We start from the raw sequence: 21,266 nt of genomic DNA, 5'->3' as shown, positions 1-21,266 counted from the left end.
TAAGGAGAAGGATGCCATGGCAAAGGAAGGTTCGGTAGCTCCCAAGGAAAGAGTGAACGTCGTGTACCGACCGGCAATCGGCGACGCGAAGCAAGAGGTCGAACTGCCGATGAAGATTCTGGTGATGGGCGATTTCACCCAGAAAGAGGACGGTCGCATGGTCGAGGAGCGGGCGTCCATTAACGTCGACAAGGACAATTTCAACGAAGTGCTCAAGGCGCACGACCTCAACCTTAAAACCACGGTCGACAACAAGCTGTCGGAGGAAGCGGACGCGGTCATGAGCCTTGACCTCGACTTCAAGAGCCTTGCCGATTTCGAACCCGACTCCATCCTGCAGAAGGTGCCGGAATTGAAAAAACTCTACGAGTTGCGCGAGGCGCTGAAGGCGATCAAGGGTCCCCTCGGCAACATCCCGGACTTCAAGAAAAAGCTGACCCAACTGGTCGCCGACGAGGGTGCCCGCGAAAAGCTGCTGAAAGAATTGGGCATTGATTAACACGCAACTCAACGAGAGAGACGGCCATGACAGAGAAGCAACAAGAAGCACAACGTTCCGAAGCCACTGAAACCGGCGCGCAGGCGACCCTGCTCGACGAGATCGTGCAGGCCACCAGCCTGAGGCCGACGGATGAGGGATATCAACTCACCAAACAGGGCGTGCAGGCCTTTATCGATCAGTTGCTCAAGCCCGAAATGGCGGGGGTCAAGATCTCCCAGGGCCTGGTCGACGAAATGCTGGCCGAGATCGACCGCAAGCTGAGCATCCAGATGAGCGAGATTCTGCACAACGACCAGTTCCAGGCCCTGGAACGGTCCTGGCGTTCTCTCAAATATCTGGTGGATCATACCGATTTTCGCGAGAACATCAAAATCGAGATGCTCAACGTCAGCAAGCAGGACCTCCTGGACGATTTCGAGGATGCGCCGGAAATCACCAAGTCGGGTCTGTACAAACTGGCCTATACCGAGGAATTCGGCCAGTTCGGCGGCCAGCCCTACGGCATGATGGTGGGCGACTTCGAATTCGGCTACGGCCCGCAGGACATTCAACTGCTGCAGAACATCGGCAGCGTCGCCTCCATGGCCCATGCGCCGTTCGTCGCTGCCGCCGGGGCCGGGATGTTCGGCCAGGAGGATTTTTCCGGGCTGCCCAATCTCAAGGACCTGAAGTCGATTTTCGAGATGCCGCAGTACGCCAAGTGGCAGTCGTTCCGCGAGTCGGAGGATTCCCGCAATGTGGCCCTGACCCTGCCGCATTTTCTGCTTCGGCTCCCCTACAGCGCCGAAACCAAGTCGGCGAAAAGCTTCGACTTCAAGGAAGACGTCTCCGACGGCAACGACCGGTTCTTATGGGGTAACGCCGCCTTTGCCTTTGCCGCCCGGGTCACCGACAGCTTCGCCAAGTACCGCATGTCGGCGAACATCATCGGGCCGCAGGGCGGCGGCGCCGTCGAGGATCTGCCGCTGTACCAGTACGAGGCGATGGGGGATCTGCAAACCAAGATCCCGACCGAGATTCAGATCTCCGACCGGCGCGAATTCGAGCTGGCCGAGGAGGGCTTCATCGCCCTGACCATGCGCAAGGGCAGCGACAATGCCGCCTTTTTCTCGGCCAATTCGGTACAGAAACCGAAAATGTTCGGCAACTCTCCGGAAGGGAAACAGGCCGAACTCAACTACAAACTGGGCACGCAACTGCCCTACAACTTCGTGGTCAGCCGCCTGGCGCACTACATCAAGGTGATCCAGCGCGAGAACATCGGCACCTGGAAGGATCGCGGCCAGCTCGAGGACGAGTTGAACAAATGGATAACCCAGTATGTATCCGATCAGGAAAACCCGAGCGCCGGGGTCCGGAGCCGCCGGCCGCTGCGCAAGGCGCAGATCACGGTGAACGACGTGGAGGGCGAACCCGGCTGGTACAGGGTCTCCATGGCGGTGCAGCCCCATTTCAAATACATGGGCGCCTCGTTCACCCTGTCGTTGGTCGGCAAGCTGGATAAATCATGATGTTGCCCGATGTGCGGGCGAGATAGAGCAACTCACCATCCATTTTTACAGCACAAGGAGACACAACCATGGCAATGACATCGTATTTGAGTGTGACTGGCGCCAATCAGGGCGAGATCAAAGGCGGATGCACCCAGGCCGGGCGTGAGGGCAAGATCCTGGTGTACGGGATCGACCACGCCGTGGAAATTCCGCGCGACACCCACACCGGTCTGCCGACCGGGCAACGGATCCATCGTCCCCTGACGATCACCAAGGCCAAGGACGGCAGCAGCCCCCTGCTTTTCCAGGCCTGCTGCTCGGGGGAACGGTTCACCGCCTGGGAGTTGCAGTACTACCGGATCAACGACAAGGGCCAGGAGGAACTCTATTTCACCATCAAGCTGGAAAACGCGATCATTGTCGAGATGCGGGAGTACACGCCGCTGACCTTCCTGCCCGACAACAAGCCCTATCACGACATGGAGGATGTCTCCTTTACCTACGAAAAAATCTCCTGGACCTACGAGACCGACGGCATCGAAGCCGAGGACGACTGGAAGGCGCCGAAGGCGTGAACAGGGGACGCCTCGGGACGCGGATGACCCTTCGTCCCGTTCGCACCGTCCGGAAACGGGCGGCGAACGGGATGGGACGGTTCTTCCGCCCGATGCCTGCCTCGGCAGGTATCGGCACCCTGCGGCACGACGCGGGGCGGTGGTTCCGGCCGCCGCCTTGCGCCCGTTGTCACCGGACGGTAGCGAGCTTCGCCCATGACCATTTTTCGCGAACGGTTTCTTGAGCGGCTGGTCCGCGCCGGCCAATCCGGCGAGGAAGATCAGTCGTGCACCTCCGGCCAGGAGCTGGCTTCCGTCATCACGCATCTCCAGAAGCTGCTCAACACCCGCCAGGGCAGCGTGCAGATCGCGCCGGACTACGGCCTGCCCGACATGAACAGCGTGCACAGCGACAGCCTCGTCGATACCGGTCGCCGCATGGAGCAGGTGCTGGTCGGCGTGATAGCGCGGTTTGAACCGCGCCTGACCAATGTGCGGGTGACCATGGAAAAAAGCGAGGGGGTGCAGTTGGAACTCAAGTTCAAGCTCGAAGCCGCCCTGGCCCGGCAACCCGATATCCCGGTGGTGTTTGAAACGATCATCAATGCCAACGGCAGCATTCTGGTCACCAACTGATCATTTATTGGATGCATTGTGAGTCAACGCTACTACCAGCAACAGCTCCAAAACCTGCGGGAACTCGCCAAGGAGTTCTCCCGCGTGCATCCCGCCGTGGCGCCCTTTCTCGGCGGGGAGTCGCGGGACCCGGACGTGGAGCGGCTGCTGGAGGGGGTTGCCTTTCTCACCGGGCTGGTCAGCGAACGGATCGACGACGAATTTCCCGAATTGATCCACACGTTGACGGGTCTCGTTTTCCCGCACTATCTCCGCCCCATTCCCTCGCTGGCCCTGGTCGCCTTCACGCCGAAGCCGAGCGTGATGGAGTCGGTCCGGGTACAGCGGGGCACGGTATTGGCGAGCCGGCCCGTCGACGGAGAATCCTGTCAGTTCCGGACCTGCTTCGATCTCGAGGTCCATCCGTTGCGCCTGCTGCAAAGCGAATATGTGCAGCAGGGCCCCGGAACCAGCAGCATCGTTCTTGATTTCGAACTGTTCAATATCGATCTCGGCCAGTGGCAGCCGGACCAGTTTCTGCTGTACCTCGGCGGCCCGCTGAACACGGCCGCCAACCTGTTTTTCCATCTCACCAGGAATCTCGAGGGAATAACCCTGGAAGCAGGCAACGGCGGCGAGAGTCTGCGTCTGCCCGCCCGCATGCTGCGGCCTTTCGGCTTCCAGAACGAGGGGGCGCTTTTTCCCTATCCCCGGCGGGTCTTCGCGGGATTTCAGATCCTCCAGGAATATTTTTCCCTGCCGCAGAAGATGCTGTTCCTGCAACTGGACGGCTGGGACCAGTGGCGCGGGCGCGGTGCCGGCAACCGGTTCCGGATCCGGTTCGACCTGGGCCGTTTGGCGGAAAACCATCCGGTCCCGCCGCTGCAGGCCGACAGCTTCATGGTGGGCGTCACGCCGGCGGTCAACCTGTTCTCGCTCGATGCCGAGCCCGTGCCGCTCGATCCCACCAAGCCCAGGGTGCGGATCAACCCCTCGCAGCGCCGGCCCCACGCCTTTTCCGTCTACACCGTCGACCAGGTGGTCGGCTTCACCCGGGGCACGGTGCAGCAGCGCGTCTACCGGCCGGTCGACGATTTTGCCGAGGTCGAACGCGACGCGCCGGTCTACCAGGTGATCCGCAGGATCTCGCCGGTTCACGGCCAGGTGGAAACCTTTCTCGATTTCAGCTATCCCGGCACCAGCATCTTTCAGAACGACGAAACCCTGGCCGTGGACCTGACCTGCACCAACGGCCGACAGCCGGAGCAGTTGCTGCTCGGCGACATTTGCCGGGAAACGGCGAACAGTCCAGGTTTGCTCAGCTTCGCCAACATCACCACGCCGACCCTGCAGATCGACCCGCCGATCGGCCAGGGCAGCCTGTGGAAACTCCTGTCCCATCTCTCCCTGAACCTGGCCTCGCTGGGGCACATCGAGGGAGTGCGTTCATTGCTGGAGGCCTACCTGGCGATGCACGACCGGGATCGGCAGAAGGTGGCGGCCATGCGCAAGCGGATCGAGGGGCTGGAAGAGATGAGCATCCGACCGCTGGATCGCATCGTGCAAGGAATCATGCTGCGCGGGCAGGAGATCGTCGTCAGGGTGCGAAGCGCCCATTTTTCCGGGGTCGGCGATCTCTGCCTGTTCGGTTCGGTGCTCGATCTGTTTCTCGGTGAATACAGCGGACTCAACTGCTTCACCGAATTTGTCATGGTTGATGTCGACTCTGGGGAGGAGTTCCGATGGCCGGCCCGCCTTGGCAGCAGACCGCTGATCTGAAAGACATCCTCGTCAGTCAGGCGCGGCGCTTTCCCTACCAGCAGGCGGTGCGCCTGCTCCACCTCCTGCTCGAGCACGAGGCCGGCGGCATTTTGTCGGACGAGGAACGCAGCCGCTCGGTCCGCACCCGGCCGGAACTCTCGCTCTCGTTTTCCTCCTCCGATATCGCCGCCATCGATGCGGTCGAGGAGGAGCCTTCGCGGTTCCAGTTGACCGCGACCTTTCTCGGGCTGTACGGAGCCTCCTCGCCGCTGCCCACCTTTTATACCGAGGAACTCCTGGATGAATGGCGGGAAGGTCAGGACCTGTCGCGCCGTTTTTTCGATGTGCTCAATACCGGCCTGTACGACTTGTTCTTCCGGGGCTGGGCCAAGTACCAGCTCGCCTACCAACTGCACGAACGGCAAAACGCGGAAACGCGCGAACGGCTCTTTGCCCTTTTGGGGCTGCCGGAACAGGTGTGGCGCGACCGCGTCCGCCATCCCGTCCGCCTGCTGCGCTATATCGGCCTGACCACCCAGGCGCCGCACAGCGCGGCGGGATTGCAGGCCATGATTCGGGATTTCCTCGACAGCGATCAGGTCGAGGTCCGCCAATGCGTGCAACGCCTGGTGGCGATCCCCGTCCAGCAGCGGCTCCTGTTGGGCCAACAGGGCCACAGCCTGGGCGAAGACACTGTTCTCGGCCAGGAGATGGCCGAGCGTGGCGGCAAGTTTCAACTGCACATCGAGGCGCACACCGCCGAGCAGTTTCACGATCTGCTGCCCGACCGACCCGCCTTTGCCGAGGTGGTGCAACTGGTTCGTTTCTATGTGGATCGCCCGTTGGCCTGGGACATGGTCCTGTCGCTGCCGGCGCGCGATGTCCAGGCCGTCACGCTCGGAGGCCGGCAGTGGTCGCGGCTCGGGTGGAACACCTGGCTGCAGACCGAGAGCTCCAGTTCGGCACAACCCTTGGCCGTCACCCTCGCCGGACCGGAAATCGGCGCTCACACCCCTTCAGATTCGGTCCACTCCCACCGCTAAGGAGAAAAGCATGATCAAAGTCGATATCAAGTCCTTGCTTCTGCGTCTCAATCCCTATCTGACCACCAGCCTGCAGGCCGCTGCCGGCCTGAGCGTCTCCCGGACGCATTACGAGGTCACGGTCGAACACCTGTTTGTCAAACTGCTGGAGGACATGCGCAGCGACTGGGGCTTGATCGCCGTGGCCTGCGACATCGACACCGGCCGTCTGAGACACGCCCTCGAAGCGGTGCTCGAGGAGTACAAGACGGGCAACTCCGGTAAGCCGGCCTTTTCCCCGGCCCTGCTGGAATTGCTGCAGGACGCCTGGCTGACGAGTTCGGTCGACCTGCAGGAGCGCTCCATCCGCTCCGGCGGGGTGCTGCTGGCCTTCCTGGCCAAACCGATCGCCTATGGCGACGGTGCCTATGTCGACATGCTCAAAACGATCAACCGGGAAAACCTGCTTCGGGATTTCTGGACCCTGACCAAGGGCTCGCTGGAAAAACCGGCGCCGGCTGCGGCCCCGGCCTCGGGCGGCGATGTGGGGCAGGGCCGGGCCGGCGACAGTTTTATCGCCCGTTTCTGCAACGATTTCACGCAAAAGGCGCGTGAGGGCAAGATCGACCCGGTCTTCGGCCGCGATCAGGAGATCCGGCAGATGGTCGACATCCTGGCCCGGCGGCGGAAAAACAATCCCATCTGCGTGGGCGAACCGGGGGTAGGCAAGACGGCGGTGGTCGAGGGGCTGGCGCTGCGCATCGTCGAAAACGACATCCCCGAGGTGCTCCGGGACAACATCCTGCTGGAACTGGACATGGGGCTGCTCGAAGCCGGCGCCGGCATGAAGGGCGAGTTCGAGAACCGTCTGCGCGGCGTGATCAGCGAGATCAAGGCGTCGGAAAAGCCGATCGTCCTGTTCATCGACGAGGCCCATACCCTGATCGGCGCCGGTGGCAGCGCCGGCGGCAGCGACGCGGCCAACCTGCTCAAACCGGCCTTGGCCCGCGGCGAACTGCGCACCGTGGCGGCCACGACCTGGAGCGAATACAAGAAATATTTCGAGAAGGACCCGGCCCTGGCCCGGCGGTTCCAGCCGGTCAAGCTGGACCCGCCCAGCGTCGACGACACCATCCTCATCCTGCGCGGCCTCAAGGAGGGCTACGAGCGGTCGCACGGGGTCATCGTGCGCGACGACGCCGCCAAGGCGGCGGCCGAACTGGCCGATCGCTACATCACCGGCCGGTTCCTCCCGGACAAGGCCATTGATCTGCTCGACACCGCCTGCGCCCGCGTCAAGATCAACCTCACCACCAAGCCGCCGGAACTGGAAGACCTCGAGCGGCAGGTGCAGGCGGCCGAGCGGAGCAAAAAGGCGCTCGAACGCGACCGGACCAACGGCGTCGCCATCGACGAGGAGGCCCTGGCCGGCATGATCGCCACTATCGAGACCGCCACCGGCAAGGCCGAGCAGCTGCGGCAGCGCTGGCTGCAGATCCAGGAACGCGCCTGCGTGGTGCTGGAACTGCGCAACAAGATGCGGCAGTCCGAGGAGGAGGGCGGCGAGGCCAGGGCCGCCGCCCAGCGGGAACTCGAGGAGGCCAGCGCCGCCATGGACGCGCTTCAGGGCGACACCCCGCTGATGCACATCGAGGTGAGTCCCGACATCGTGGCCAAGGTGGTCTCCGACTGGACCGGCATCCCTCTGGGCAGGATGCTGCGCGACGAGGCCGGCACCATGCTCGTGCTGGAAGAACGGCTCGGCGCGCGCATCAAGGGCCAGGATCAGGCCCTGGTCACCCTGGGCGAGGTGCTGCGCAGCGCCAAGGCCGGCATCAAGAATCCGAACCAGCCCCTGGGCGTCTTCCTCTTTGTCGGCCCGAGCGGCGTCGGCAAGACCGAATCGGCCCTGGCCCTGGCGGACCTGATGTTCGGCAGCGAGAAGAGCACGATTTCGATCAACATGTCGGAATTCCAGGAGGCGCACACCACCAGCCGCCTGATCGGCTCGCCGCCGGGATACGTGGGCTACGGCGAGGGCGGCATGCTGACCGAGGCTGTGCGGCAAAAGCCCTACTCGGTGGTTCTGCTCGACGAGGTGGAAAAGGCGCACCTGGACGTGATGGAGCTGTTTTACCAGGTGTTTGACAAGGGCACCATGACCGACGGTGAGGGCAAGGAGATCAACTTCAGGAACACGGTCATCATCCTGACCAGCAACCTGGCCTCTGATGTCATCCAGGAGATGACGGCGGGCAGCGCCGACCTGGCCATGGACACCCTGACCGGGGCCATCCGGCCGATTCTTTCCCACCATTTCAAGCCGGCCCTGCTCGCCCGGATGACCATCGTGCCCTTTTTCAGCCTGGGCGCCGAGGCCATGCGCGGCATTGTCCAGCTCAAGCTCGGGCGCGTGCGGAAGACGCTGTGGCAGAACAACAAGATGGCCCTGACCTTTGCCGACCAGGTGATCGATGTCATCACCGCCCGCTGCACCGAGGTTGAAACCGGGGCGCGGAACATCGATTATATCCTCAACGCCAACGTGCTGCCGAAACTGTCGCAGGCCATTCTCCACCATCTGAGCGAGGGGGAGATGCCCGCCGCCGTCCATCTCGACGTTGACGACGACGGCACCTTCCAGTATCACTTCACAGACGAGGGCGGCGGAGAGCCGGAGGAGGGGGCATGAAGCAGGTCTGGGTGACGTCGCTTGACAAGGATCCGGCCGTGGTCGGCTCCCTGCTCGCCACCATCAGGCAGTACGGTCTGGCGGCCGAGGGCCATTTCTGGACGGACGATCTGGGCAAGATTGCCTGGAAGGGAGCGCTGGACCGGATCGTGGACCCGGCGGTCGCGGTATGGGTTGTTGTCGGCGGCAGCAAGCCCGTTGCCGCTAGTGTCGGTTTCGGGCTGACCCTGCTGGCGCTCAGCGCGGCGCAACAACGCCGGCAAGGGCCGGTCCTTGTCTGGCTCGACCGCACGGGGAAAATGACTGCGGCGCAACTGCCCATGCCGTTTCAGGGCGCGGAGATCCTGCCGCTGACGGCCCCGACCCTGGGGGCGAAATTGGTGGCCGCGGCCCATCGCCCGCCCGCGGCAGCGCCACCGTTGCCGTATCGCCTGGGGGTCCATGCCCACGAGGGCTACGGCACTTGGCTCGAAGTCGGGCCCATCGACGCCTCCTGGGCAGGCTCCTTGGTCGGCGTCGCCCCGGAGGGAAAAATCGTCTTCCAGGGGGTCGGTCCGGCTGGGCAATTGCCGCAGAAGGCGGTGCTCGAATATCCGGAACAGGGGCTGACGCTTTGCCTGGGCGAGACGGAATACAGCGCCTGGGCGGTGCGCAACGAGATCACCCCTGCGGATTCGCATTACGTCAAGATCGACGGGGCGCCGGCATCGCTTCTTTTCGGTCCCTATGCCGCCGGTGACGTGGCCGAGGTGTTCGTGATGCAAACCGCCTGCATTCCTTGAGATCACGGTAATACCCATGCGCGGAGATTTCCGGAATATCGCCGTCCTGGCTCCCTTTGCCGCCGGCATCGGCCGCCGGCCGGGCCATGCCGTGCGGGCGCGGGAGGATCTTGCCGAGGCGATGGCCGCCCTTGGCGGGCACTGCGTGCTGGAGGTCCCCCGTGAACTGGCTGCCGCCGGCCGCATCGCCGTGGCCCTGCACCCTGCCGACGGCCTGACCCCGGCGGGATGGGTGCCGCGCACCCCACCCCTGGCCGATCTTGCCGCGGCCCGCGCGTATCTGCAATCGGCTGACCAGGGAACCCCGCCGGCGCGCATCGCCGCCGAACTGCGGCAACGCTGGCCGCAATTGACGGGCGACTGGCTGGATGGTGCGCCTGACGACAACGGTGCAGTCGCCGCCGGCCGCAGCGCCGTGGACGACCTGCTCGATCTGGTCGCCTTGCCGCCGGGCAGAGAGGATGCCCCTGGCCAGGCACCCGCCGTGTCCGCCTGGCGCCGCGACATCGACAGCCGGCTTGCCGTGCTGCTCGAACACATCCTGGCCCATCCCGACTACCGCAAGCGGGTGGCGGCGTGGCGCGGCTTGGGCTGGCTGCATGACCTCGGCCAGGGCCGGCTGCAATGGCGCCTGTTTGATGTCGATCGCGACGATCTGCCCGAACTGCTGCCCTCGCTTGTCGAGGAACTCGTCCAGGATGAGCCCGACCTGGTGTTGGTCGATCTGCCCTTCGATCATACCCCGCGCGACCTGGACAGCCTCGCCGCCCTGGCCGGCTTGGGCGACCGCCTGCTGGCGCCGGTGCTCGCCTGGGCAGGGGCGAACTTCTTTTCGCTCTCTTCCTGGCGGGAGTTGCCGCGCCTGCCGTATCTCGCCACTCACATGGATCGTCCCCAGTATGCCAAGTGGCGGTCGCTTCGCGCCAGGTCCGAGGCCCGCTGGCTCGCCCTGTCGGTCGGGCGTTTTGCCACCGGCGGCCCGGATGCCCTGTGTGCGGACCTGGCTATCGCCCCGCCGGCGACCGAGCCAACATGGCTCAGTCCGATCTGGGTGCTGGCCGCGCTCGTCGTGCAGCAGCAGGAGCGAAGCGGTTTGCCCTTTCCCGTGGCGGACCAGGCCGTCGACCCGCCGGGCGAAGGGGCGGCCATGGAGGTGGCGTCCTCCGGGGATCGTAGCGAGCAGTTGCAGCGGGCGGGCTTTGCCCCCTTACTGGCCCTGGGGCCGCACCGGCTGGGATTCGCCGCCATGCCGCTGGCCGACGGCACGGATCTCGATCAGCAGTTGCTCGTCCGGCGGCTGCTCAACTGGCTTTTTGCCGAACAGCGGCAACAGCCGCTGGCGACGGCATCGCAGCTTCGCGCCGTTTTTCTGGAAAGTCTGCATCAGGCCGGCCTGGCCCCTCCGGACGAGTTCACGCTGGCAGTCGAAAACGGAACCTTGTCGTTGACCATGCACCTTGCAGGCAGAACATCCCGCACGGCTGGACAGGTCACCCTGCACCTGCCCTGGGAGGAAACGCCGCCGGCCGATGCCAACCGGGGAGAGACGCTATGAGATTCCTGACGGAAAAACGGTTCAGTTTCGTGAGTTCAGCCTTGGCCGAGGACAGTTTCGGCGTGGTTCATTTCACCGGGACCGAGGGGCTTTCTTTTCTCTACGAATTTGACATCACCCTGATCACCGACGACCCGGCCCTCGATCTCGACGCGGTGCTCCAGCAGCCGGCGACCTTCACCATCCATCGCCCGGACGACCGGAAGGTCGATTTCCACGGCATCCTCGCCCATTTCGAACAGCTGCACGAATTTAACGATTGCATTTTCTACCGGGCCCTGCTGCGGCCGCGCCTCTGGTGGCTGACCCTGACCCAGCACAACCAGGTGTGCCTCGACCTGCCGATCGTGCCGCCGCCGCAGGGAGCGGCGCAGGGCAGCGTGCTCGGGCAGGTTCTCAGGGACGGCGGCTTGAGCGATCTCGATTATGCGTTCCGGACGCAAAAAAGCTACGCCCCCCTGGAGTATGTCTGCCAGTACGGCGAATCGCACTACGATTTCATGGCCCGCTGGCTCGAACGGGAAGGCCTGTACTACTTTTTCGAACAATCCGCTTCGGGCGAGCAACTGGTGATCACCGATTCCGCCCTGAGCCACGTCGATCTGCCCCAGCAGGGGCAGTTGCTCTACACGCCGGCCTCGGGGCTGGATGCCCACCATCACGAGGAGGCGATCAAGGTGCTGACCTGCCGGCAGCGGATGCTGCCGAAGAAGGTACTGTTCAGGGATCACAATTACGAACGGCCCACCCTTGAGGTCTCCGGCGAGGCGCAGGTCGATCCGAAGGGACGGGGCGAGACCTATGTTTACGGCGAATATTTTTCCACCCCGGAAGAGGGGAACCGCCTGGCGGCGATCTATGCCGAGGCTCTGCTGTGCCGCAAGATCGAGTTGTACGGCGAGAGTACGGTGCCCTTCCTGGCGCCCGGCTACACCTTCAGCCTCGATCGTCATTACCGGCGGGATTTCAACACGAAATACCTGATCACCGAGGTGCGGCACGAGGGCAACCAGACCGGTTATCTCGTCTCCGGCCTGCAGGGCGCGCTCTCCGATGTCGAGCAGGCGGTGTCCTACCGCAACAGTTTCACGGCCATCCCGGCCACCGTGCAGTTCCGGCCGGAACGGTCGACCAGAAAACCGCGCATCGCCGGCACGCTGCACGCCAGCATCGATGCCGAGGGCAGCGGCCAGTACGCCGAACTGGACGACCAGGGCCGCTACAAGGTGCGCCTGCCCTTCGATCTCAACGACGAGCACCAGGCCGGCAAGGCTTCCTGTTTTTTGCGCATGGCGCAACCCTATGCCGGGCCGAAACGAGGCATGCATTTTCCCCTGCCCAAGGGCACCGAGATCCTGCTGACCTTCATCGGCGGCGACCCTGACCGGCCGGTCATCGCCGCCGCGGTTCCCAACCCGGAAGCCCCCAGTCCCTCGACCGCGCGCAACCAGACCGAGGCGGTGATCTGCACGGGCGGCAGCAACAAGGTGCGCCTCGAGGACCGGCAGGGCAGGGAAAGCATCGTCCTGGAGAGCCCGACCGCCGATTCCTGGGTGCGCCTCGGCGCGCCGCATGACGGCTCGATCCACGACAACGGTGTCAACGGCATCCGTCTGCACACCACGGAAGAACTCTGGCTCGAGGCGGAAGAGCGGTTCGGCGAGTATCACAGCGGCAGAAATGGAGCGGCCCCGAAGAAAGCCAGTGGGGAAACCGTGCCCAAGACCGGGGATCTGCTGGCGAACTTCGACAGTGTTTACAAGCCGTCAGGCATGCTGAGCCGCCATGGCGGTGCGGCGCAGCAATGGAGCGCAGTGGTGGATGCGGCCCATGTCTCGGTGTCGAGCCTCGATACCGTCAATACCCAGGAAGGCAATATCTACGATTTCGGTGGCTACTGGAACTACAACCTGGGCAATTGCTACCGGGAAAACCACATGGACCAGAAGGCAACCTTGAATGCCAAGCTGGACTATGATCTCCTGGACAAGGGCGGGCCGAATTTTACCAAGCTCGAATTCCCCACCCTCAAGGATGGCGCTTCAAGCGCGCTCGATGGGACCTGGCCGCCGGCACAGGGTATGTGGGTGGAGAAAAAGGTCGGCAATTCCTATGACTATGCCAGGGGGGACTCGGTGGAGGTCAGGGCCGGCAGTTCCCTGGACATCCGTCATGGCGGCCGTCATATCGAGGTTTCCTACCGCGGCGACGGCAGCCTGGCGTCGTGGAGTTGGAAGGAGAAGGGGGTTACGGAAGAAAGGGTATGGACAGAAGATGGAATCTGCATCGAATATAAAACCTCCGATTTCAATGCCTCCACCTCGTCGAAGACGGTTTACGACTGCAACATCGGAACCCTGGCTTCCTACTCGACGGAAGCCAACACCGGTGGCGGCTTGGCCAGCTTCGGATTGACCATGGTCGCCAAGGCCACCTCGGACATCAAGCTGGCGGCGGTGTCCGCCTTTTCCCTCGAAGTGGCGGGCAAGGTGGAGATTGCCCTGTCGGCGGCGGCCGAGATCAAGATAGGCGTCGCCGCGGCCCTGCAACTCGAGATGTGGACGAATCCCTCCGGGAAACTCCAGCTCAAAAACAGCAAATTCGAATACCACGGTCTCGGATCGCAACTGGACAAGGAAGAAGCGGTCAAGGCGGGGATCAAGGATCTGTATCTGGAGCAGACACTTGGATGGATTACCAAGAATGACTTTGAAGCGCGCAAACAGAGCTTGACCATGAGGGTACAGAACCTGGGCCTGGACTCGGGCATTTACATGATGGGATTGTAGGAAGCGAGGCAAAAAATCGCTTCCTACATGTTCGACGTTCTACACAGTATGGCGCACCTGCACCTTTCCGGTGAAGTATCCCGCAGGGGCGGGCGGTTCGCCCTGCAACCACCCCGGGAGGAAACCGGTGGTAACCAGAAAGAGGAGTCATGCAATTCCTGACGAAAAAACGATTTGATTTTGTGAGTTCAGCCACGCCCAAAGACAGCCTCGGCGTGGTCCATTTCACCGGGACCGAGGGGCTTTCTTTTCTCTACGAATTCGATATCACCCTGGTCACCGACAACCCTGACCTCGATCTCGACGCGGTGCTGCGGCAGCCGGCGACCTTCACCATCCAGCGCCCGAACAACCACCAAACCAATTTTCACGGCATCGTCGCCCATTTCGAACAGTTGCACGAATATAACGGCTACATCTTCTACCGGGCGCTGTTGCGGCCGCGCGCCTGGCGCCTGACCCTGACCCGGCACAATCAGGTGTGCCTCAATCTGCCGATCGTGTCCTCGTCGCAGGACAGCGTACTCGGGCGGATCCTCAAGGACGGCGGTCTCAGCGATCGCGACTATGTATTCCGTATGCAAAAAAACTATGCGTCCCTGGAATATGTCTGCCAGTACGGCGAATCGCACTACGATTTCATGGCCCGCTGGCTCGAACGGGAGGGCCTGTACTATTTTTTCGAACAAACGGCTTCGGGCGAGCAACTGGTGATCACTGATTCCGCCCTGAGTCATGTCGACCTGCCCCAACAGGAACAGTTGCTCTATGCACCGGCCTCGGGGATGGATGCCCAGCATCGTGACGAGGTCATCAAGGTACTGACCTGCCGACAGCGGATGCTGCCGCAGACGGTGCGGTTCAAGGATTACAGCTCCGAACGTCCCACGCTCGACCTTTCCGGCACGGCGGAAGTCGATCCGAAAGGATGGGGCGAGACCTATGTCTACGGCGAATATTTTTCCACCCCGAAAGAGGGGAACCGCCTGGCCGCGATCCATGCCGAGGCCCTGCTGTGCCGGAAGGTCGAATTCCACGGTGAAAGCACGGTACCTTCTCTGTGCCCGGGCTTCACCTTTGCGCTTGCGGGTCACTACCGGCGGGATTGCAACCGGAAATACCTGATCACCGAGGTGCGGCACGAGGGCAACCAGACCGGTTACCTCGTCGCCGGTCTGCGGCACGCGCTGGCCGATCTCGAACAGACGGTGTCCTACCGCAACAGTTTCACGGCCATCCCGGCCGAGGTGCAGTACCGGGCGGAACGGTCGACCAAGAAACCGCGCATCGCCGGCACGCTGCACGCCACCATCGACGCCGAGGGCAGCGGCCAGTACGCCGAACTGGACGACCAGGGCCGCTACAAGGTGCGCCTGCCTTTCGATCTCAACGATGGGCATGCGGCCGGTAAGGCCTCCTGCTTCGTGCGCATGGCGCAACCCTATGCCGGGCCGGACGGGCGGGGTATGCACTTTCCCCTGCCCAAGGGAACGCTGGTTCTGCTGACCTTCATCGACGGTGACCCCGACCGGCCGGTCATTGCCGCGGCGATCCCCAATCTGGAAACGCCCAGCCCCTCGACCGCAACCAACCAGACTGTGGCGATGATCCGCACCGCCGGCGGCAACGAGATCTGTCTCCAGGAACAGGCGGGGCAGGAAAGTATCGTTCTCGAGAGTCCGACCGCCGATTCCTGGCTGCGTCTCGGTGCGCCCTATGGCGGGTCGACTCATGACAACGGCGCCAATGGCATCCGTCTGCACACCAAGGAAAAGCTCTGGATCGAGGCAACGGAGCGGTTCGGCGAGTATCGCACCGGCAGAAACACCGCGGCTCCGAAGAAATCCGATGGGGAAACCGTGCCGAAGACCGGGGATCTGCTGGCGAACTTCGACAGTGCCTATAAGCCGTCGGGCATGTTGAGTCGCCACGGCGGGGCGGCGCAGCAGTGGAGCGAGGTGGTGAATGCGGCCCACGTCTCGGTGTCGAGCCTCGATACCGTCAACACCCAGGAAGGCAATATCTACGATTTCGGCGGCTACTGGGTCTACAACCTGGGCAATTGCTACGTCGAAAACCACATGGACCAGAAGGCGGGGTTGAACGCTGTCCTGACCCACGATCTGCTTGTGGACAAAGATGGGAACCAAAAGGGCGGCCCTAATTACACCAAGTTGAGCTTCCCCACCCTTAAGGACGAGGCTACCGCCGACATCACCGGAACCTGGAAAACGAAGGATAAGGATGGGAAAGATGAAGATGCCTCATGGAAGAACGGTGGCATCTGGGTGGAGAAAAAGGTCGGCGATTCCTATGACTATGTCAAGGGAGACGCGGTGGCGGTGGCGGTGGGCAGTTCCCTGAACATCCGTCATGGCGGCCGTCATGTCGAGGTGAGCTACCGGGACGACGGCAGCCTGGCCTCGTGGAGTTGGAAGGAAGGCGGTGTCTCGGACGAACGGGTATGGGACAAGCATGGTACCTGCCTTGAACACAGGACGGCCGATTTCAATAACGCGACCTCGTCGAAAACCGTTTACGATCGCAATACCAAAATACCTGCCTCCTACTCGACGATGATTAACAGCGGCAGCGGTTTGGCCAGTTTCGAGGTCACCTTTGTCGGTAGCGCTACCAATAAAACCTATTTGGGAGGGAAATTTGAATCTACCGTAGTGATTGGGGCGTCGATAGATACGTGGTTTGGACTTTCTAAACTCCAGATTCAAAACGATAAATTTCAATATCATGGTCTTGGTTTTAGCTTCAAGAAAGATAACAACAAAGCCAAGATCACAGGCGTAAAGTTCGGACACACTGATGGAGAAATTACGCGGCACGGTTTCAAGCTCAAGGAAGAGGAAATGTCATTGGAGAGAAAGGGGATTGCGATGATGTTTCCTCAATATTTGTTTATGGCATAGCAATCCATGCAGACCATCACCCCGCTCCAACTCGATATCAGGACCAATGTCTTTGAGCATGACCGGCGCTTCTACTGCGCGGTCAGCGCTACCCTGGCCACCCATCTGCTCAGCGGTGAGGTCGTGATGCCCTTCGACTATCTCTCCGGCCTGCCGGAGGGGAGTGACGACGAGGTGCCATTGGATACCGGCATGCCCAAACCCCAGGGCGAATATCTGGTGACCGGCAGCTTCCACGCCCCCAAGGGACAGCCGGTGCCGGCCGGCGAGGTGGCCCTGGCGGTGGGGGCGTTGCAAAAACGGTTGGCAATTTTCGGCGAGCGCCGCTGGCAGGGGCCCATTCCCAGCCCGCCGACCCCCTTCACCACCTTGCCGCTCACCTATGCCCACGCCTTCGGCGGCAAGGACTTCGCCCGCAACACCGGCGGCATGGGGCACAAAGACGGCCTGCTGCCGCGCATCGAGCATCCCGGGCGGCTGGTCGGCGGCAGGGACGAGGAGCCGGAACCGGCCGGAGTCGGCGCCATGGGCATGGACTGGCCGCAACGAAGCCAGTATCGCGGCACCTACGACGGCCAATACCTGCGGAACTATTATCCTGGTCACCCGGCCGACTTCGATTGGCGCTTTTTTCTCACTGCGCCGCCGGACCAGCGGTTGCAGGGCTTCTGGCAGGGGAACGAACGCTATGCCCTCCACAATCTGCATCGGCACCAGACCACCATTGAGGGGCAACTTCCCGGTTACAGGGCGCGCTGCTTCCTCCAGCGCACCGGAGCGGAGGCCGGATTCGCCGAACTCCCCCTGCGGCTCGATACCCTCTGGTTCTTTCCCGGCCAGTTGCTGGCTCTCCAGATCTGGCGGGGCGTGCTCGAAGTCGTCGACGACGAGGCCGCGCAGATCAGCCATCTGCTGGCGGGCTACGAGGATGCGGCACACCAGCCCCGCGATGCCGGCCACTACCGCCGGGCCCTTGCCCTGCGGCTTGACACCAGGGACCCGCTCCGCAACAGCCTCAATACCGCCGACCTGATTCCCGAAGGCGCCCCGTGCGCCATGGAGATCCTCCAGCAGAAAGCTTTTGCCGACAGCGAGCAGAGCCCCCTGGTCGCCAATATCGAGGCCAAGACAGCGGAACTCAGAAAAATGGCGGACGAGAAGATCGAAGAGGCCCTCCAACAGGCCGAACAGCAGGTGGCTGCGATTGATGCGCCGCCGGGTATGGAGCCGATCGACATCCGGGCCCTGGCCCAGGCCGCGCGGCAGGGGGAGGCCGACCCGGCCCAGCGGGCCCTGACCGACAAGCTGGAGGCGATTTTGCCGGGCATCACCGGCGGCGATCCGAAACAGATCGAATTGAAACAATTCTCCTTCGACAAGATCGATCAGATGATGCAGGTGGTGCAGGATTTCGCTACCGACAAGGAACAGGAGGGCAAGCGCCTAGCCAAGGAGGAGATCGCCAAGGCCCAGGAGACGCTGACGGCGCAATTGGCCGCGGGGACACCGGGCGAAACGGGCATCGGCGTGGACGAGCGGGCGCGGCTCGAGCAGGAGATGCGGAAACTTGCCGACCTCGATCTCGACCATCCCGCGCCCGGACCGCTGCCCCGGATGAACGCCGAGGCCCTGATGGCGCAACTGGCTCCCATCGACCCGATGATGCAGGAGGCGATGCAGCATGTGGCCAGCATGCGGGCCACGGGGGGCGAGGAGGCGCAGATAGCGGAACTGGAGCGCCGGGTCGGCGAGATGTACGACGGGCGGATAGCGGGGATCGAACAACGGCTCCGGGATGCGGAAGGCCACTTCAAGGAGGCCTATATCCTGGGCGCCCATTTCATGGCCGAGGGCTTGCCGCCCCACAAAGAGCCCCTCGACGAGGTGCGGGCGCGCTTTCTTCGGGCAGTGGCCGCGAAAGAGCGGGTGAGCGGCTGCGATTGGGCCTGCCTCGATCTTGCCGGCCAGAACCTGGACGGGATCGACCTCAGCGACTGTTTTCTCGAACAGGTGAATTTCACCGGTGCGAGCCTCAAGGGCGCCACCTTGGCGCGGGCCATCCTGGCGCGGGCCGTGCTCACCGATGCCGACCTGAGCGGCGCCAATCTGCACGGGGCCAATATCGGCGCGGTCTTCGCGCACGGCGCCAATTGTTCCGGAGCCGATCTGCACGGCGCCAAGCTCTCTAAAGGGGATTTCACCCGCGCCAATTTCACCGGCGCCAACCTGGAAGAGGTCGAAGCGCTGGACATCGTCGTCGCGGCGGCGGTGTTCGACCAGGCCCGCCTGGCCGGGGTGCAGTTCATCGAACGGCAGTTGACCGGCGTCCGCTTTTGCGGGGCCGGGCTCGCGACGGCGCTGTTCTACAAGTGCACCGTGCGGGATGCCGATTTTTCCGCGGCCGCCATGCCCCATTCGGTCTGGGCCGATTGCTCCCTGGAGACGGTCCGCTTCGACGGCGCCGATCTGTCCGCCGCCTGTTTCGTGGCCACGGAAGAGGGGAAATCGATCCTGCGCGGGGTCCATTTTCCCGGCGCCCGGCTCGACCGCGGCACCTTCCAGCACATGGGCATGGCCGGCGCCGACCTGGCCGGTGCGTCCATGGAGGGCACCCTGTTCAACGGCAGCGACCTCTCTGGCGCCGACCTCCGCGATGCTGCCGCCAAGCAGGCCCAGTTCCGCAAAACCGACCTCAACGGCGCCCGGCTCGACCGCATCGACCTGCGCGAGGGTTCGTTGGCCAAGGCGCGGCTGACCAACGCCTCGTTGACCGGCGCCAATCTGTACGCGGTCGACTGCCTGCGCTGCACCATCGGCAACACCGATTTCAGCGGCGCCAATCTCGACGCGACCCTGCTCGAAGACGGGAGTGGACAATGATGACCGGCCAGGAATTGAGCAACCAGGTCAAGGCGGGCGAAATTTTCGCTCAAGTGGATTTTGCGGACCTCGATTGCCGGGGGCTCGATTATGCCGGCGCGATTTTCAACGAGGTGCGGTTCGCGGGCTGCGATTTCAGCGGCGCCAAGCTGCGCGAGGCGACCTTCAACAATTGCACCTTCGACCAGGGGCGCTTTGACGGCGCCGATCTGAGCATGGCCAATTTCATGCAATGCCGGCTCCCCCAGGCCTGTCTGGATGGCGCGATCATGGATTTCACCAAGTTCATGCAGACGGAGATGGCGGCCGCCCGCTTCGACCAGGCGCGCCTGACCACCACCGTCTTCACCAAGTGCGACCTGACCGGGGCCTCGTTTGCCCGAGTCGCCTCGGAGGTGTGCGTGTGGTATGAGTGCACCCTCGCTGCCGCCGATTTTACCGCGGCGCAAATACACAAGGCCGTCTTTTTCGAGTCCGCCTTTCGCGGCAACGGCTTTGGCCAGGCCAGGATTACGCTTTCGTGCTTTTTCAAGGCAGACCTGGCCGGCGTCGATTTCAGCGGGCTCGATCTCTCGCAAACCCAGTTCATGGAATGCGAGTTGGCCGAATGCCTGTTCCGCGGCAGTCTGCTCAAGCAGGGGGGATTCATGCGGGCGAATTTGCACAGCGCCGTCTTTGACGATGCCGATCTGGAACTGGCCAACTTCTACGAGGCGAATCTGACCGGCGTCAGCATGAAAAAGGCGCGACTCGCCAAGGCGAACCTGCAAAAGGCGCAACTGACAGGGTCCGATCTCGGCTCGGCCCATCTGGAAATGGCGCAGTTGGCTGAAATGACGGCCAACCTGTGTGTGTTTGCCGGGGCCGATTTCACCTACGCTGACCTGGCGCATGCCGATCTGCGGGAGTCGGACTTCACCAATGCCGGCCTGTTTCAGGCCGATCTCCACAAGGTGCGGGCCGAGAAGGTCATCTGGAACGGCACGGACCGGGCCTTGGCCAAGGCCGGCAATGCCAAACGGGAAAAAGCGGAAAACTGGAGGCAGCAATGAGTGCAATAATCGGAAACAGGGTTCCCCTGGTCCGGCAACCCGAGGCAGGGTTTGCGCACGGCCAGGTGGCCGGGGTGAGGGAACGAGAGGTGCTGGTGGCGGTCGCCGGGCAGCAATGCCGGGCCACGGTCGCGTTCAGTTGCCTGGTCCAGCCGGAACCCGGCGACACCGTGCTCTGCGCCGGCGACGATCAGGGGCGTTGGTTCGTCCTCGGTATCCTCGAGCGGCCGCAGTCGACCAGAACGGTGGTCCAGTTCCCGGGCGATGTCGTGCTCCGGGCCACGTCGGCCAGCATGGTCAGCGAGGGCAACCTCAATTTCTTCTCGGCGCAGGAGATTCACAAAAGCGAGGCCGCGGTGGTCGACGTCCGGGAGGTCACGGCCACCGGTGAAAACTTGCAGGCCACCTACCGGAGCATCCGCTTCATCGGCCAGTTGATGAACATCATGGCGCGCCACCTGGTCAAACGGGTGCACACCTACCTGCGCCGCACCGAGGGGCACGACCAGATCAAGGCCGGTCAGGCGACCCGCACGGTCGAGGGCCTGTATTGCATGGATTCGAACTACACGGTCATGGTGAGCAAGAAGGACACCAGGATCGATGGCGAGCGGATCCACATGGGTTGACTTTTTTAAGGAGAGA

14 protein-coding genes are annotated in these 21,266 nt (G+C 63.0%); all 14 read left to right on the top strand.

Going from position 1 to position 21,266, the window contains the following annotated elements; genetic code table 11:
- Positions 1-16 precede the first annotated feature (16 nt).
- The 14 genes from tssB to Q362_RS0106955 all read left to right on the top strand — a co-directional run bounded on the left by tssB (position 17) and on the right by Q362_RS0106955 (position 21,250).
- Positions 17-499: a type VI secretion system contractile sheath small subunit gene (gene tssB / locus Q362_RS0107020; protein ID WP_028318105.1), complete on the top strand. Its 483-nt coding sequence runs from the start codon at positions 17-19 to the stop codon at positions 497-499.
- Between the two features lie 26 nt (positions 500-525).
- Positions 526-2,013, top strand: a complete 1,488-nt coding sequence (gene tssC, locus Q362_RS0107015; RefSeq protein WP_028318104.1) for a type VI secretion system contractile sheath large subunit — start codon at positions 526-528, stop codon at positions 2,011-2,013.
- A 68-nt stretch (positions 2,014-2,081) separates the two neighbouring features.
- Positions 2,082-2,570: an Hcp family type VI secretion system effector gene (locus Q362_RS0107010; RefSeq protein ID WP_028318103.1), complete on the top strand. Its 489-nt coding sequence runs from the start codon at positions 2,082-2,084 to the stop codon at positions 2,568-2,570.
- Between the two features lie 195 nt (positions 2,571-2,765).
- On the top strand, positions 2,766-3,185 hold the full coding sequence (gene tssE / locus Q362_RS19580; protein ID WP_035215877.1) for a type VI secretion system baseplate subunit TssE: 420 nt from the start codon (positions 2,766-2,768) through the stop codon (positions 3,183-3,185).
- Between the two features lie 18 nt (positions 3,186-3,203).
- Positions 3,204-4,943 carry a type VI secretion system baseplate subunit TssF gene (tssF, locus tag Q362_RS0107000; protein ID WP_028318102.1) on the top strand — a complete coding sequence of 580 codons (1,740 nt, stop codon included), beginning with the start codon at positions 3,204-3,206 and terminating at the stop codon, positions 4,941-4,943.
- Positions 4,907-5,968, top strand: a complete 1,062-nt coding sequence (gene tssG / locus Q362_RS19575; RefSeq protein WP_051553821.1) for a type VI secretion system baseplate subunit TssG — start codon at positions 4,907-4,909, stop codon at positions 5,966-5,968. Before tssF ends, tssG begins: the two co-directional genes overlap by 37 nt.
- A 10-nt stretch (positions 5,969-5,978) precedes the next feature.
- Entirely contained in the window at positions 5,979-8,639 is a 2,661-nt protein-coding gene (gene tssH / locus Q362_RS0106990; protein ID WP_028318101.1) for a type VI secretion system ATPase TssH, read from the top strand.
- Positions 8,636-9,421: a hypothetical protein gene (locus Q362_RS0106985; protein ID WP_028318100.1), complete on the top strand. Its 786-nt coding sequence runs from the start codon at positions 8,636-8,638 to the stop codon at positions 9,419-9,421. Before tssH ends, Q362_RS0106985 begins: the two co-directional genes overlap by 4 nt.
- 16 nt (positions 9,422-9,437) lie before the next feature.
- Complete coding sequence (locus tag Q362_RS0106980) at positions 9,438-10,976, top strand: type VI secretion system contractile sheath domain-containing protein (protein WP_028318099.1); 1,539 nt, start codon at positions 9,438-9,440, stop codon at positions 10,974-10,976.
- Positions 10,973-13,765, top strand: a complete 2,793-nt coding sequence (locus Q362_RS22130; RefSeq protein ID WP_051553819.1) for a type VI secretion system Vgr family protein — start codon at positions 10,973-10,975, stop codon at positions 13,763-13,765. Before Q362_RS0106980 ends, Q362_RS22130 begins: the two co-directional genes overlap by 4 nt.
- Positions 13,766-13,914: 149 nt before the next feature.
- Entirely contained in the window at positions 13,915-16,689 is a 2,775-nt protein-coding gene (locus Q362_RS22125) for a type VI secretion system Vgr family protein (protein WP_051553816.1), read from the top strand.
- Positions 16,690-16,695: 6 nt separating this feature from the next.
- The gene (locus Q362_RS0106965) at positions 16,696-19,569 is read left to right on the top strand and encodes a DUF2169 family type VI secretion system accessory protein (protein ID WP_028318098.1); all 2,874 of its coding nucleotides are present in this window, start codon (positions 16,696-16,698) and stop codon (positions 19,567-19,569) included.
- Entirely contained in the window at positions 19,566-20,621 is a 1,056-nt protein-coding gene (locus tag Q362_RS0106960) for a pentapeptide repeat-containing protein (protein WP_028318097.1), read from the top strand. The genes Q362_RS0106965 and Q362_RS0106960 overlap by 4 nt, the downstream gene beginning before the upstream one ends.
- Positions 20,618-21,250 carry a DUF3540 domain-containing protein gene (locus Q362_RS0106955; protein WP_028318096.1) on the top strand — a complete coding sequence of 211 codons (633 nt, stop codon included), beginning with the start codon at positions 20,618-20,620 and terminating at the stop codon, positions 21,248-21,250. The genes Q362_RS0106960 and Q362_RS0106955 overlap by 4 nt, the downstream gene beginning before the upstream one ends.
- The last annotated feature ends 16 nt before the right edge of the window (positions 21,251-21,266 follow it).

The sequence above is a fragment of the Desulfobulbus elongatus DSM 2908 genome, assembly GCF_000621145.1.
GTDB lineage: Bacteria > Desulfobacterota > Desulfobulbia > Desulfobulbales > Desulfobulbaceae > Desulfobulbus > Desulfobulbus elongatus.
This window is presented reverse-complemented; position numbering and strand designations above follow the sequence as displayed.